Source organism: Klebsiella oxytoca NBRC 105695 (assembly GCF_001598695.1).
Lineage (GTDB): Bacteria > Pseudomonadota > Gammaproteobacteria > Enterobacterales > Enterobacteriaceae > Klebsiella > Klebsiella oxytoca.
Window position 1 is genome coordinate 442,609 of the sequence record NZ_BCZK01000001.1, and the last position, 14,048, is coordinate 456,656.

A 14,048-nucleotide genomic window follows, 5' to 3' on the forward strand; every position below is an offset into this window, starting at 1 on the left:
GAAGGAGTCGCGTCATGGCGGGTCAAAAAACGGTAGTCCGTTGGTTAGTCGCGGCAGCAGTGGTTGCTGCGCTGAGCGGGTGCGCTTCGGTACCGGATGCCATTAAGGGCACCACCCCGACGCCGCAGCAGGATTTAGTTCGCGTGATGAACGCGCCGCAGCTGTATGTCGGTCAGGAAGCGCGCTTTGGCGGGAAGGTCGTCAGCGTGCAGAATCAGCAGGGTAAAACCCGCCTGGAAATTGCCACCGTTCAGCTTGACGGCGCCGCGCGTCCGGAGCTGGGCGAGCCGTCGCGAGGTCGTATCTTTGCCGACGTAAACGGTTTTATCGACCCGGTGGATTTTCGCGGGCAGCTGGTCACCGTGGTTGGCCCGATCGTCGGCGTCGTCGACGGTAAAGTCGGCAATACGCCGTATAAATTCATGCTGATGAACGCTACGGGCTACAAGCGCTGGAACGTTGTCCAGCAGGTGGTCATGCCGCCGCAGCCGATGATGGACCCGTGGATGTTCGGCCCGCGCCCGTGGGGCTACGGATACGGCGGCTGGGGCTGGTATAATCCCGGTCCTGCCGAAGTCAGAAACGTTGTAACTGAATGATTTTGTAGTTTTTGTAAGTTCAAAGAAACAGCGGCTGGTCCGCTGTTTCTTCGTTTTCAGTCAAATAAGAAAAATAAATAGTGACGCGCTTCGCAACCTGTAAAACGCCTAATTAATAAACTGGTACGCTGAGTTAATATAATGTTAACAAAATGTTTGTTGATCAGGGGTTGTGATGACGACGAATAACTATTTCAGAGGTGATGCAGTGAAAAAGGTTTGGCTAAACCGTTATCCCGCAGACGTTCCTGCGGAGATAAACCCTGACCGCTATCAATCCCTGGTTGAACTGTTTGAACACGCCGTCCGCCGCTATGCCGACCAGCCGGCCTTTATTAACATGGGCGAGGTGATGACCTACCGCAAGCTGGAGGAGCGCAGCCGCGCGTTCGCCGCTTATCTTCAGGAAGGGTTAGGCCTGCAAAAAGGCGACCGTGTCGCGCTGATGATGCCTAATCTGCTGCAGTATCCGGTGGCGTTGTTTGGTATCCTGCGCGCTGGCATGATTGTCGTGAACGTCAATCCGCTTTATACCCCGCGCGAACTGGAACATCAGCTTAACGACAGCGGCGCCGCCGCCATTGTGATCGTTTCCAACTTTGCGCATACCCTGGAAAAGGTGGTTGATAAAACCCAGGTCAAGCACGTGATTTTAACCCGCATGGGCGATCAGCTTTCCACGGCGAAAGGGACGCTGGTTAACTTTGTGGTGAAGTACATTAAACGGCTGGTGCCAAAATACCATCTGCCGGACGCCATCTCGTTTCGCAGCGCGCTGCAGCACGGTTACCGCATGCAGTACATTAAGCCGGAAATCGTCTCTCAGGATCTCGCTTTTCTTCAATATACCGGCGGCACAACCGGCGTGGCGAAAGGGGCAATGCTGACCCATCGCAATATGCTGGCGAACCTTGAGCAGGTGAACGGTACCTACGGGCCGCTGTTGCATCGCGGCAAAGAGCTGGTTGTTACCGCGCTACCGCTGTATCACATCTTTGCGCTGACCATGAACTGCCTGTTGTTCATTGAACTGGGCGGGCAAAACCTGCTGATCACCAACCCGCGCGACATCCCAGGCCTGGTCAAAGAGCTAGCGAAATATCCCTTCACCGCCATGACCGGAGTCAATACCCTGTTTAACGCGCTGCTTAACAACAAAGAGTTTCAGCAGCTCGACTTCTCTTCACTGCATCTCTCCGCCGGCGGCGGAATGCCGGTACAGCAGGTCGTTGCGGAGCGCTGGGTTAAGCTGACCGGGCAGTATCTTCTGGAAGGCTATGGCCTGACGGAGTGCGCGCCGTTGGTGAGCGTCAATCCGCACGATATCGACTATCACAGCGGCAGTATTGGCCTGCCAGTGCCGTCCACCGAAGCGAAGCTGGTGGATGATGACGATAATGAAGTTGCGCCGGGAGAGCCGGGGGAGCTGTGCGTGAAAGGGCCACAGGTGATGCTGGGCTACTGGCAGCGCCCTGATGCTACCGCTGAAATCATTAAGGACGGCTGGCTGCATACCGGCGATATCGCGGTGATGGATGACGAGGGCTTCCTGCGTATCGTCGATCGCAAAAAAGATATGATCCTTGTCTCGGGCTTCAACGTCTATCCGAATGAAATCGAGGATGTGGTAATGCAGCATTCCGGGGTTCAGGAGGTTGCTGCGGTTGGCGTACCGTCCGGAAGCAGCGGTGAGGCGGTGAAAATTTTCGTGGTGAAGAAAGAGCCGACGCTGACGGAAGAGATGCTGATCGCTTTCTGCCGTCGCCAGCTGACCGGCTACAAGGTTCCGAAGCTGGTTGAGTTTCGCGATGAGCTGCCGAAATCCAACGTCGGGAAAATTTTACGTCGAGAACTGCGTGACGAAGCCCGTGCTAAAGTAGACAATAAAGCCTGAGCTAAGAGTGAATCGCCAGACGCCGGCTAAGCCGGCGTTTTTTATGGGCGCAAGTTAAGAGAGTATGATTTGAACTATCAGATGATCACCACCAACGATGGCCTTCGCGCCGTCTGTGAAGCGGCAAGCGCGGTTTCTGCCATCGCGCTGGATACGGAATTTGTCCGTACTCGTACCTACTACCCGCAGCTCGGTCTGCTCCAGCTGTTCGACGGCAACCAGGTCTCGCTGATTGACCCTCTGGTTATCACCGACTGGGAACCGATGCGTGAACTGCTGCTGAATAAAGATGTGACCAAATTTTTGCACGCTGGCAGTGAAGATCTGGAAGTATTTCTTAATGCCTTTCATTTGATGCCTCAGCCGCTGATCGACACGCAAATTCTTGCCGCTTTTTGCGGTCGTCCGATGTCCTGGGGCTTTGCGTCGATGGTAGAAGAGTATACCGGCGTGGCGCTGGACAAGAGCGAATCTCGTACCGACTGGCTGGCGCGCCCGCTGACCGAACGCCAGTGCGTTTATGCCGCCGCCGACGTCTGGTACCTGCTGCCGATTGCCGGAAAGCTGATGGCTGAAACCGACAGCGCGGGCTGGCTTTCCGCTGCCCTGGATGAATGCCAGCTGATGCAGCAGCGTCGTCAGGAGATTCAGGATCCTGCCGAGGCGTGGCGCGACATTGGTAATGCCTGGCAGCTGCGCACTCGTCAGCTGGGCTGCCTGCAGCTGCTGGCGGAGTGGCGGCTGCGTAAAGCGCGCGAACGCGACCTGGCGGTCAACTTTGTTATCCGTGAAGAGCATTTGTGGAACGTGGCGCGCTATATGCCCACCAGCCTGGGGGAACTTGACAGCCTCGGACTCTCGGGCAGCGAGATTCGTTTCCACGGTAAGACGCTGATCGCCCTCGTCGAGAAGGCGCAGGCGCTGCCGGAAGAGGCGCTGCCAGAGCCGCTGCAAAATCTGATCGACATGCCCGGTTACCGCAAGCTGTTTAAGGATATCAAAGCGTTAGTTCAGACCGTAAGCGCCGAGAAGGGCGTGAGCGCGGAGCTGCTGGCTTCAAGAAGACAGATTAATCAGCTGCTGAACTGGCACTGGGGGCTAAAAAACGGCAACGGGCAGCCTGAACTGGTTTCCGGCTGGCGCGGTGAATTGATGGCCGATCGCCTGAATGCGCTATTAAGCGACTACCCGCGCTAGCGCCGATCGGCATAGTGAAAAAACCGGCTGCGCACAGCGTTGCCGGTTTTTTTACACCTCAGGCTCAGGGCTTCGACTCTTCAGTTTCCGGCAGGGTCACGTTCAGCTCCAGAATCGAAATATCACCGTCTCTCTGCTCCAGCTGTACGCTGACCATCTCCGGGTCGATTTGCACGTATTTGCAAATCACCTCAAGAATGTCTTTACGCAACTGCGGAAGATAGTGCGGTTCAGCGTCGCCGCGACGGCGCTCCGCGACGATAATTTGCAGGCGCTCTTTCGCAATATTGGCCGTGTTCTTTTTCCGCGAGAGAAAAAAGTCGAGTAATGCCATAATTTATCCTCCGAACAGGCGTTTGAGGAAACCTTTCTTCTCTTCTTCTACGAAGCGGAAAGGGCGTTCTTCTCCGAGCAGACGTTCAACCGTATCGGCATAGGCTTTACCCGCGTCCGAGGCGTCATCCAGAATCACCGGCTCGCCCTGGTTTGACGCGCGCAGCACGGACTGATCTTCCGGAATCACGCCCACCAGATTGATGCGCAGAATTTCCAGCACGTCTTCCATGCTCAGCATGTCACCCTTGTTTACGCGGCCTGGGTTATAGCGCGTCAGCAGCAGGTGCTCTTTAATTGGATCTTCGCCCCTTTCCGCGCGACGGGATTTGGAGGCCAGGATACCAAGGATACGGTCGGAGTCGCGAACGGAGGAGACTTCCGGGTTGGTGGTGATGATGGCTTCATCAGCAAAATACAGCGCCATCAGCGCACCGGTTTCGATGCCTGCAGGGGAGTCACAGACGATAAAATCAAAATCCATTTTTTTCAGTTCTTCGAGAACTTTGTCTACGCCTTCGCGGGTCAGGGCGTCTTTGTCACGCGTCTGGGAGGCCGGGAGAATATAGAGATTCTCCGTACGCTTATCTTTAATAAGCGCCTGGTTCAACGTGGCATCGCCCTGGATGACGTTGACGAAATCATAAACGACCCGGCGTTCACAGCCCATGATCAGGTCAAGGTTACGCAGGCCGATGTCGAAGTCGATAACGACCGTTTTCTTTCCCTTCTGGGCCAAACCAGTAGCGATGGCCGCGCTGGAGGTGGTCTTGCCAACGCCTCCTTTACCCGAAGTCACAACAATAATGCGTGCCATAGAAATTCCTTGTTAAAAAGGGATTAATTCAACGATTGAATCGTCAAAGCGCTGTCGTCTAAACGTAGACGGGCCGCTTTGCCATAAAATTCGGCCGGAATGTTATCACTCAGCCAGTATTCCCCCGCGATGGAAACCAGTTCCGCCGAGAGGTTGGTACAAAATATTTGGGCGTCTCTGTCGCCGCCTGCGCCAGCGAGCGCGCGTCCCCGCATCATGCCATATACATGGATGTTACCATCGGCGATAAGTTCAGCCCCGGCACTCACATGGTTTGTAACAATTAGATCACAGTGTGGCGCATAAATACGCTGACCGGAACGTACCGGCTGATCAATCAAACGCGTTTTTGTGATCTGATTAACAGCTGGAGGTGGGGCAACGGGTTCAGGCGCGGCCTGGCGAGTCACTTTTTCTTTCCCTTCGGTTAATAAAGGGATCCCGGCGCGGTCAATTTCCGTTTTCAGCCGGGGAAGTTTACATCCGCTTACGCCCATAATACGCAGGCCGGTAGCCGCGATCGCCTCATGCAGAGGGCGCCAGTCGACGTCATCTTCAATGCTGCTGATATTCACCACCACGGGAGCGTGCCGTAAAAAGGCGGGAGCCTGGGCGATTTTGTCTTCTAACGCCTGACGAATAACCTCGGGATTTGCATCGTGCAAATGAACCACAGATAAGGTGAAGCTACTGCCCTTAAGTTCGATTGGCGTATTTGACATCCTGGCCTTACTCAATTTGCTGTTTATCACTCGCTGAAGTGCGGTGATATTCCGAAGACTAAAAGGCATGTTATAGTCACTCATATATTGAGGCAAGTGACCACAGGTCTAATTCCGAGTAAAACTATGTTTTGTGTGATCTATCGAAGTACTAAACGCGAGCAAACCTATTTATATGTCGAAAAAAAGGACGATTTCTCCCGCGTTCCTGACGAATTAATGTATAGCTTCGGTACGCCCAAACTGGCAATGATTCTACCGCTCGATGGACGAAAAAAACTCATTCACGCCGATTTGGAGAAAGTGAAACAGGCGCTCACCGATCAGGGCTATTACCTTCAGCTGCCTCCTCCGTCTGAAAATTTACTCAAGAAACACCTGGCGGAACAGGGGAATAAATCTGATTAACCCACAGAGGGAATATAATGTACCAACATCATAACTGGCAGGGTGCGCTACTGGATTATCCGGTAAGCAAAGTGGTTTGCGTTGGCAGCAACTATGCAAAACACATCAAAGAGATGGGCAGTGCGACGCCGGAAGAGCCGGTGCTGTTTATTAAACCTGAGACGGCGCTATGCGACATCCGCCAGCCGTTGGTGCTGCCTGAGGGGCTGGGGTCAGTGCACCATGAAGTTGAGCTGGCGGTACTGATTGGCGGTACGCTGCGCCAGGCGACGGAAGATCATGTACTGAAAGCCATTGCTGGCTATGGCGTGGCGCTGGACCTTACCCTGCGCGATCTGCAGGGAAAACTGAAAAAGGCCGGTCAGCCGTGGGAGAAGGCCAAAGGCTTTGATAACTCCTGTCCTGTTTCAGGCTTTATTCCCGCCGCCGAGTTTCACGGCGACGCGCAGAGTACTCCGCTGAGTCTGAAGGTGAACGGCGAAGTGCGCCAGCAGGGTTCGACCGCCGACATGATCCATAAGATTGTGCCGCTCATCGCCTATATGTCGCGCTTTTTTACCCTGAAAGCCGGGGATGTGGTGCTGACCGGTACGCCGGAAGGCGTAGGGCCGCTGAGCAGCGGAGACGAGCTGGAAGTCGGTTTTAACGGCTTTTCGCTGACTACCCGCGTGCTGTAACGTCCGCTTGCCGCCTTCTCCGGGCGGCAAAACTTGCATCGGCGTGCCAGAGTGGTTATAAGGTGCACCCTGAACTGCAATGACGGACATCCCAATGAGCGAACAACCTTTCTGGCAACAAAAAACACTGGATGAAATGAGCGATGCGGAGTGGGAATCACTTTGCGATGGCTGCGGTCAGTGCTGCCTGCATAAGCTGATGGATGAAGATACCGACGAAATCTACTTTACCAACGTCGCCTGCCGTCAGCTCAATATCAAAACCTGCCAGTGTCGTAACTATGAGCGCCGCTTCGAGTATGAGCCGGATTGCATCAAGCTAACTCGCGACAATCTGCCTACGTTTGAATGGCTGCCGCCGACCTGCGCCTATCGTCTGCTGGCGGAAGGCCAGCCGCTGCCGCACTGGCATCCGCTGTTAACCGGTTCGAAGGCGGCGATGCATGGCGAACGCATCTCCGTTCGCCATATTGCGGTGAAAGAATCCACCGTGGTTGACTGGCAGGATCATATTCTGAATAAACCGGACTGGGCGCAGTAAGGCGCGCAGTTAGCCTTTCTTCGCGTGGAATAGTCCGCTTTCACCGTCGGCGTCATCTGCAACCCAAAAGTTAATATTGAACTGCGCGTCGTCGCTTAGCTCAATGCGGTGCCAGTACTGCGGCGGGCTGGTTGCGAACTGGCCAGCATTGATAACGACTTTTGCCTCAGGCTCTGTCGCCTGTTCATCGGCGAAACCATAGTAGGTTACCGTCCCTTCCATCACGCAAAGCTGGCCGAAAACACCCGCTGCGGTGTTGTGGTGCGTCAGCAAAGCGGCGGGTACGTTCTGTTTAGTAAAGAATGGGGTGGAGCGTTTTACCTTCCAGCTAGCGGGAATACGCAAATGAGACATCATGTGCTCCTTAGTTAACATTTATAAGATGTATTTAATATGCAACTTTATGGCGGCAACGTCAACGCGCAGGCAAAAAAAACGCTCCCGGAGGAGCGCTTTATGAGCAATCGGTCTTAGCGACCAAACAGATCGCGCTTTTTAGGTTTAAACGGCTGAGCGATAAGCACCAGTACACCGACCACCAGATAGGCTGCGAAGATGCCGACCAGCCACTGCGGCATTTCCAGCGTCAGGAATTCCCACTGGCGTACGGAGCAGTCGCCGGTAGCGACAAACACCTGAGGCAGCCATTTATCCAGCGGCAGCCACGTTGGGAAACGAGCGGCGAAATCGCAGGTCTGGAAGGGGGAAGGGTGAAGCTGAATCATGGTGTGTTCCCATGACAGCTGCAGCCCGCGCAGGGCGCTGTAGAGCCAAATCACAATCGCGACGTAGCGCAGAGGGGTTTTTGGCGCAATGGCGCCGACGATACCGGCGCCCATCACGCCAAATAGCGCGCAGCGCTCGTAAATACACAGTACGCACGGCTGCAGCAGCATCACGTGCTGGAACCATAACGCCACCAATTCAAGAATAAACGCGGTTAGCGCCATCAGGAGCCAGGCACCGCGTCCCCTTGAGCACTGGTTTAAATATCGCAACATAATCATTTCCCTGGAACATGCTAAATCATGGCAGTGTAAACGAAAACCGTAGCGACGCCAGCAGCTAGTCTGAAAATATTACGTAAACGAATATGGAATGCCCGGCGTTTTGAGCCGGGCATGGATGATTTTATTTCAGCAGTTGCGGCGTCACCAGCCAACCGTGCTCCAGCATCCACTGGGTGGCCGGCATCAGGGTAAACTCGACGCAGGCCAGGCCGACGAGGGTCAGGACGAGAGTATAGGGCAGCGCCATCCACACCATCCGGCCATAGGAGAGGCGAATCAGCGGGGCCAGCGCGGAAGTCAGCAGGAACAAAAAAGCAGCCTGGCCGTTCGGCGTAGCGACCGATGGCAGGTTGGTGCCGGTATTGATCGCCACCGCCAGCAGCTCGAACTGCGGCAAACTGATGGTACCCTGCTCCAGCGCGGACTTGACCTCGTTGATATAGACGGTTCCAACGAAGACGTTATCAGAAATCGACGACAGCAGACCGTTAAACAGATAAAACAACGATAGCTGGGCGTGCGGCGATGCCTGAAGAACGAACTCGATCACCGGGGCAAAAAGGTGCTGGTCAATAATAACCGCCACCACGGCAAAGAAGACCGTCAGTAGGGCGGTAAACGGCAGGGCTTCGGTGAAGGCTTTGCCGATAGCGTGTTCATCGGTGATGCCGGAGAACGTTGTCGCCAGCACAATCACCGACAGGCCGATCAGGCCGACTTCCGCAAGATGCATCGCAAGGGCGATAATCAGCCAGACGCCGATAAGACCCTGAGCGATAAGACGCAGGCGATCCTGACGACTGCGGCTCTGGCGGCTGCGATCGTCAAAATCCTGTAGCACTTTGCGCACGGTTGGCGGCAGCGGTTCGCCGTAGCCAAACAGGCGGAATTTCTCCAGCAGCAGACAGGTGATCAGTCCGCATACCAGCACCGGCAGGCTAACCGGCAGCATACGCATGAAGAATTCGCCGAAGTGCCAGCCTGCCGCCTTGGCGATGATCAGGTTCTGCGGCTCGCCGACCATGGTCATCACGCCGCCGAGCGCGGTGCCGACCCCGGCATGCATCATCAGGCTGCGCAAGAAGCCGCGGAACTGCTCCAGGACATCGCGATAGTGCTGCTCAATATGGCTGTCGTCGAGCATATTGTCATCATCCGGCCGCGCCGAAGCGACTTTGTGGTAAATACCGTAGAAGCCGACGGCAACGCTTATCACCACTGCGACAACGGTCAACGCGTCGAGGAAGGCGGAGAGGAAAGCGGATGCGACGCAAAACGCCAGCGACAGCAGCATCTTGCTACGAATGCCAAGCAACAAGCGGGTGAAGATGAACAGCAGCAGCTGCTTCATGAAGTAGATCCCCGCGACCATAAACATTAGCAGCAGCAGGACTTCAAGATTACTGGCCACCTCTTCGCGGATATGCCCCGGGGTGGTCATGCCGATAAATACCGCTTCAATGGCCAGCAGGCCGCCCGGCAGCAGGGGATAGCACTTGAGCGCCATCGCCAGGGTGAAGATAAATTCGATAACCAGCAGCCATCCGGCAATAAACGGATGCAGATAAAAGACCAGCGGATTAACAATTAAGAAAATGATGAGAGCGAGTTTGTACCAGTCCGGGGACTGGCCAAGAAAATTGCGCCACAGGGCGCGGCCATAAGACATTTCCACGACAGACATCCTTTCTCCGTCAAATTCTGAAACATGATTTTATGCGTAACTATACGCAAGATTACCAGTTGCGCAAAACGAGACGCAACTTTCTTCGCATCACATTCTTTAGCAACAGAAAATGTGAAATGAAAAGTGGAAAATGAAACGGCGATCCCTTTTTAATTACTTTCTGGCGCTATCTGCCTTATGGCCGCTCTGGTATGATGAGTCGAATAGCAACGCTGTGTAATGGAAATCTTATTATGGTCATTAAGGCGCAAAGCCCTGCGGGTTTCGCTGAAGAGTACATCATTGAAAGTATCTGGAATAACCGTTTTCCCCCTGGTTCAATTCTTCCCGCTGAACGTGAACTTTCTGAACTGATTGGTGTTACCCGTACAACCTTACGTGAAGTGTTGCAGCGTCTGGCCCGCGATGGCTGGTTAACCATTCAGCATGGTAAACCGACAAAGGTGAACAATTTCTGGGAAACTTCAGGTTTGAATATTCTTGAAACCCTGGCGCGTCTCGACCATGACAGCGTACCGCAGCTGATTGATAATCTGCTGTCCGTGCGTACCAATATTTCGACCATTTTCATCCGTACCGCTTTTCGTCAGCATCCGGATAAGGCGCTGGAGGTACTGGCGAGCGCGCGTGAAATTGAAGACCACGCCGATGCGTTTGCCGAGCTGGATTACAATATCTTCCGCGGTCTGGCGTTTGCCTCAGGCAATCCCATTTATGGTCTGATCCTCAACGGTATGAAAGGCCTATATACCCGTATCGGTCGCCACTATTTTGCCAATCCGGAAGCGCGCAGCCTGGCGCTCGGCTTCTATCATCAGCTGGCTAAAGTTTGTGAAGAGGGCCTGCATGAGCAGGTTTATGACATCGTACGCCGCTACGGCCGCGACAGCGGTGAGATCTGGCATCGTATGCAGAAGAATCTACCGGGCGACTTAGCGATTAATATGCGTTAAGCCCACGGAATGAATAAAAAACGCCCGGTGATTTCCCGGGCGTTTTGCTTTTCAACGGCTACAGCGGGTTCTGCCGCGGCGGGGTGCGTTCCAGCAACTCGACGCTGCCATCGGCGTTTTGCTGCTCCAGAAGAACGTCAAATCCCCACAGGCGGTGAACGTGCTTAAGCACCTCACGGCGGCCTTTATCCAGCGGCACGCGGTTGTGCGGCACGTAGCGCAGGGTGAGCGAGCGGTCGCCGCGCAGGTCCACATTCCATACCTGAATGTTTGGCTCGAGGTTGCTCAGGTTGTACTGCGCTGAAAGTTTGGAACGAATCTCACGATATCCCTCTTCATTATGAATTGCGGATATTTCGAGATAGTTGTTGTGATCGTCATCCAGCACGGTGAAGAAGCGGAAGTCGCGCATGATTTTCGGCGACAGGAACTGGCTGATAAAGCTTTCATCCTTAAAGTCGCGCATCGCGAAGTGCAGAGTTTCAAGCCAGTCAGAGCCGGCAATATCCGGGAACCAGTATTTGTCCTCTTCCGTCGGCGACTGACAAATACGTTTGATATCCTGGAACATGGCGAACCCCAGCGCGTAGGGGTTAATACCGCTATACCACTGGCTGTTGTATGGCGGCTGGAACACCACATTGGTGTGGCTGTGCAGGAACTCCAGCATAAAGCGCTCCGTCACTTTACCTTCATCATAAAGGTGATTCAGGATGGTGTAGTGCCAGAAAGTCGCCCAGCCTTCGTTCATCACCTGAGTCTGCTTCTGCGGATAAAAATACTGGCTGACCTTGCGCACGATGCGCAGGATCTCACGCTGCCACGGCTCCAGCAGCGGCGCGTTTTTCTCCATGAAATAGAGCAGATTTTCCTGCGGTTCAGAAGGGTAGCGACGCGCGGCTTCGATGGTTTTTTCCTCTTCTCGCTTCGGCAGCGTGCGCCACAGCATATTCACCTGGCTTTGCAGATACTCTTCCCGGCTTTTTTGCCGCGCCTTCTCCTCCTGCAGCGAGATTTTTTGCGGGCGTTTATAGCGGTCAACGCCGTAATTCATCAGGGCATGACAGGAGTCGAGCAGTTTTTCAACTTCATCAACGCCGTAGCGCTCTTCACATTCGGTGATGTATTTCCGCGCGAAGATGAGATAGTCAATGATTGAGCTGGCATCGGTCCAGCTGCGAAAGAGATAGTTATTTTTGAAAAACGAGTTATGCCCGTAGCAGGCGTGCGCCATCACCAGCGCCTGCATGGTAATGGTGTTCTCTTCCATCAAATAGGCAATACAGGGGTTGGAGTTAATGACGATTTCGTAAGCCAGCCCCTGTTGGCCGTGCTTATAGGCCTGTTCGGTCTCGATGAATTTTTTACCGAACGACCAGTGCGGATAGTTAATCGGCATCCCGACGCTGGAGTAGGCATCCATCATCTGTTCGGAAGTAATGACTTCGATTTGGTGCGGATAGGTGTCAAGACGGTACAGCTTCGCCACCCGGTCGACTTCTGCCAGATAGGTCTCCAGCAGCTCAAAAGTCCAGTCGGGTCCATCGCTTAAACGGGTTGTGTCCTTGTTCATGGAATCAATCGTAGCCATTAGCGCGCCCTCGTTGTTGATGGTTCTCTCTGTACGGAAAACCTCTAAACAAGCATAGAACACGGCGTCGCAAACTGCGTCTATCCGCATTCCCTTTCTTCGCGATTTCACAATCTTAAAGGCGCTGTTTTGCGCTTTAATCAGAATTTTATTCTGTAGAAAAATGAGGCGCAGCAGGAGATGGTAAAGCGACGGGGTCAGCGCTGGCGCAGAATCCTGTGAGATAAGTCACCATAAATAAAGCGTATGTTGAATAATATTTTCATCTGAGTTATCAATTTGTAATCAGATGATTGTTCTTTAACGATTACGGAGCCGCTATGCGCGTCGTCATACTGGGAAGTGGGGTTGTAGGAGTCGCAAGCGCCTGGTATTTAAGCCAGGCAGGACATGAAGTGACGGTTATCGACCGTCAGCCGGGACCGGCCGAAGAGACCAGCGCCGCTAACGCCGGGCAGATCTCCCCCGGCTACGCCGCGCCCTGGGCGGCGCCGGGCGTCCCTTTGAAGGCGATTAAGTGGATGTTCCAGCGCCACGCTCCGCTGGCTATCGGTCTGGATGGCACCCAGTTCCAGCTGAAATGGATGTGGCAGATGTTGCGCAACTGCGACACTCGCCACTATATGGAAAATAAAGGACGAATGGTGCGCCTGGCCGAGTACAGCCGCGACTGCCTGAAAGCGCTGCGCGAGAGCACCGGTATTCAGTATGAAGGGCGCCAGGGTGGTACGCTCCAGCTATTCCGCACTGACAAGCAGTTCGAGAACGCGACCCGCGATATTGCGGTGCTGCAGGATGCGGGCGTGCCTTACCAGCTGCTGGAAGCGAATCGCCTGCTGGAAGTTGAGCCGGCGCTGGCAGAAGTGAGCCATAAGCTCACGGGCGGTTTGCGCTTACCTAATGATGAAACCGGCGACTGCCAGCTCTTCACCACTCGTCTGGCCCGAATGGCGGAGCAGGCGGGCGTGACTTTCCGTTTTAATACTCCGGTGGATGAACTGCTCTATGAAGGGGATCTCATCTCGGGTGTGAAGTGCGGCGCTGAAATTATTAAAGCCGATGCGTACGTTATGGCATTCGGATCCTATTCGACGGCCATGCTGAAAGGGCGGGTGGATATTCCGGTCTATCCCCTGAAAGGCTATTCGCTGACGATCCCCATCGCGGAAGAGGACGGCGCGCCGGTTTCGACTATCCTTGATGAAACCTACAAAATCGCCATCACCCGTTTCGACAGGCGTATTCGCGTTGGTGGAATGGCGGAAATTGTTGGATTTAATAAAGAACTGCTGCAGCCGCGGCGTGAAACCCTGGAGATGGTAGTGCGCGATCTGTTCCCGCGCGGCGGCCACGTTGAACAGGCAACCTTCTGGACCGGACTGCGTCCGATGACTCCGGACGGTACGCCGGTGGTGGGGCGTACGGGGTATAAAAATCTGTGGCTCAACACCGGCCACGGCACGCTGGGATGGACCATGGCCTGTGGTTCAGGGCAGCTGATTAGCGACCTGATCTCCGGACGCACGCCGGCGATCCCGTATGACGATCTTGCCGTCGCCCGCTACGGACGCGGCTTTACGCCGGCCCGCGCTCAGCATCTGCATGGCGTTCACAATTAA

The 14,048-nt window shown here is 54.4% G+C and carries 15 protein-coding genes; 8 read left to right on the top strand and 7 right to left on the bottom strand.

Annotation, left to right across the window (positions count from 1 at the left end):
• The first annotated feature begins 14 nt into the window (after positions 1 to 14).
• The 3 genes from KO1_RS01940 to rnd all read left to right on the top strand — a co-directional run bounded on the left by KO1_RS01940 (position 15) and on the right by rnd (position 3,690).
• Positions 15 to 599 carry a Slp family lipoprotein gene (locus KO1_RS01940; protein WP_004103275.1) on the top strand — a complete coding sequence of 195 codons (585 nt, stop codon included), beginning with the start codon at positions 15 to 17 and terminating at the stop codon, positions 597 to 599.
• A gap of 208 nt (positions 600 to 807) precedes the next feature.
• Positions 808 to 2,493 carry a long-chain-fatty-acid--CoA ligase FadD gene (fadD, locus tag KO1_RS01945; RefSeq protein ID WP_085955773.1) on the top strand — a complete coding sequence of 562 codons (1,686 nt, stop codon included), beginning with the start codon at positions 808 to 810 and terminating at the stop codon, positions 2,491 to 2,493.
• Positions 2,494 to 2,574: 81 nt separating this feature from the next.
• Positions 2,575 to 3,690 carry a ribonuclease D gene (gene rnd / locus KO1_RS01950; protein ID WP_162098340.1) on the top strand — a complete coding sequence of 372 codons (1,116 nt, stop codon included), beginning with the start codon at positions 2,575 to 2,577 and terminating at the stop codon, positions 3,688 to 3,690.
• Positions 3,691 to 3,754: 64 nt separating this feature from the next.
• On the opposite strand, the gene minE is transcribed toward rnd, so the two are convergent.
• From minE to minC, 3 genes are read right to left on the bottom strand one after another with little or no spacing between them, the layout of a single operon-like run.
• Positions 3,755 to 4,024 carry a cell division topological specificity factor MinE gene (minE, locus tag KO1_RS01955; protein WP_004103270.1) on the bottom strand — a complete coding sequence of 90 codons (270 nt, stop codon included), beginning with the start codon at positions 4,022 to 4,024 and terminating at the stop codon, positions 3,755 to 3,757.
• Positions 4,025 to 4,027: 3 nt separating this feature from the next.
• Entirely contained in the window at positions 4,028 to 4,840 is an 813-nt protein-coding gene (gene minD, locus KO1_RS01960) for a septum site-determining protein MinD (protein WP_004103267.1), read from the bottom strand.
• Between the two features lie 23 nt (positions 4,841 to 4,863).
• On the bottom strand, positions 4,864 to 5,562 hold the full coding sequence (gene minC, locus KO1_RS01965; protein ID WP_004103264.1) for a septum site-determining protein MinC: 699 nt from the start codon (positions 5,560 to 5,562) through the stop codon (positions 4,864 to 4,866).
• Positions 5,563 to 5,688: 126 nt separating this feature from the next.
• Here minC and KO1_RS01970 point away from each other — a divergent pair, with 126 nt between their 5' ends.
• The 3 genes from KO1_RS01970 (at position 5,689) to ycgN (ending at position 7,188) form a co-directional block, all read left to right on the top strand.
• A complete protein-coding gene (locus KO1_RS01970) occupies positions 5,689 to 5,970 on the top strand; it encodes a YcgL domain-containing protein (protein WP_004103262.1) in 282 nt (93 codons plus the stop codon).
• A gap of 17 nt (positions 5,971 to 5,987) precedes the next feature.
• Positions 5,988 to 6,647, top strand: a complete 660-nt coding sequence (locus KO1_RS01975; protein ID WP_004113717.1) for a fumarylacetoacetate hydrolase family protein — start codon at positions 5,988 to 5,990, stop codon at positions 6,645 to 6,647.
• A 94-nt stretch (positions 6,648 to 6,741) separates the two neighbouring features.
• The gene (gene ycgN, locus KO1_RS01980) at positions 6,742 to 7,188 is read left to right on the top strand and encodes a cysteine cluster protein YcgN (protein ID WP_004103257.1); all 447 of its coding nucleotides are present in this window, start codon (positions 6,742 to 6,744) and stop codon (positions 7,186 to 7,188) included.
• A 9-nt stretch (positions 7,189 to 7,197) separates the two neighbouring features.
• Here ycgN and KO1_RS01985 read toward each other — a convergent pair whose 3' ends face one another.
• From KO1_RS01985 to nhaB, 3 genes are all read right to left on the bottom strand, one after another.
• Positions 7,198 to 7,542, bottom strand: coding sequence for a TehB family protein (locus KO1_RS01985; RefSeq protein ID WP_004103255.1), 345 nt, complete (start codon positions 7,540 to 7,542; stop codon positions 7,198 to 7,200).
• Between the two features lie 116 nt (positions 7,543 to 7,658).
• Positions 7,659 to 8,189, bottom strand: a complete 531-nt coding sequence (gene dsbB / locus KO1_RS01990) for a disulfide bond formation protein DsbB (RefSeq protein WP_004103253.1) — start codon at positions 8,187 to 8,189, stop codon at positions 7,659 to 7,661.
• Between the two features lie 130 nt (positions 8,190 to 8,319).
• Positions 8,320 to 9,873 (bottom strand): sodium/proton antiporter NhaB, encoded by a 1,554-nt coding sequence (nhaB, locus tag KO1_RS01995; protein ID WP_024274390.1) that lies wholly within the window; start codon positions 9,871 to 9,873, stop codon positions 8,320 to 8,322.
• 245 nt (positions 9,874 to 10,118) lie between these two features.
• Here nhaB and fadR point away from each other — a divergent pair, with 245 nt between their 5' ends.
• Positions 10,119 to 10,838 carry a fatty acid metabolism transcriptional regulator FadR gene (gene fadR, locus KO1_RS02000; RefSeq protein WP_004103249.1) on the top strand — a complete coding sequence of 240 codons (720 nt, stop codon included), beginning with the start codon at positions 10,119 to 10,121 and terminating at the stop codon, positions 10,836 to 10,838.
• 58 nt (positions 10,839 to 10,896) lie between these two features.
• Here the strand turns inward: fadR and KO1_RS02005 are convergent, their stop codons facing one another.
• On the bottom strand, positions 10,897 to 12,429 hold the full coding sequence (locus tag KO1_RS02005) for a SpoVR family protein (RefSeq protein WP_004103247.1): 1,533 nt from the start codon (positions 12,427 to 12,429) through the stop codon (positions 10,897 to 10,899).
• Positions 12,430 to 12,749: 320 nt separating this feature from the next.
• On the opposite strand from KO1_RS02005, the gene KO1_RS02010 reads away from it, so the two are divergent.
• The gene (locus KO1_RS02010; protein WP_004103245.1) at positions 12,750 to 14,048 is read left to right on the top strand and encodes a D-amino acid dehydrogenase; all 1,299 of its coding nucleotides are present in this window, start codon (positions 12,750 to 12,752) and stop codon (positions 14,046 to 14,048) included.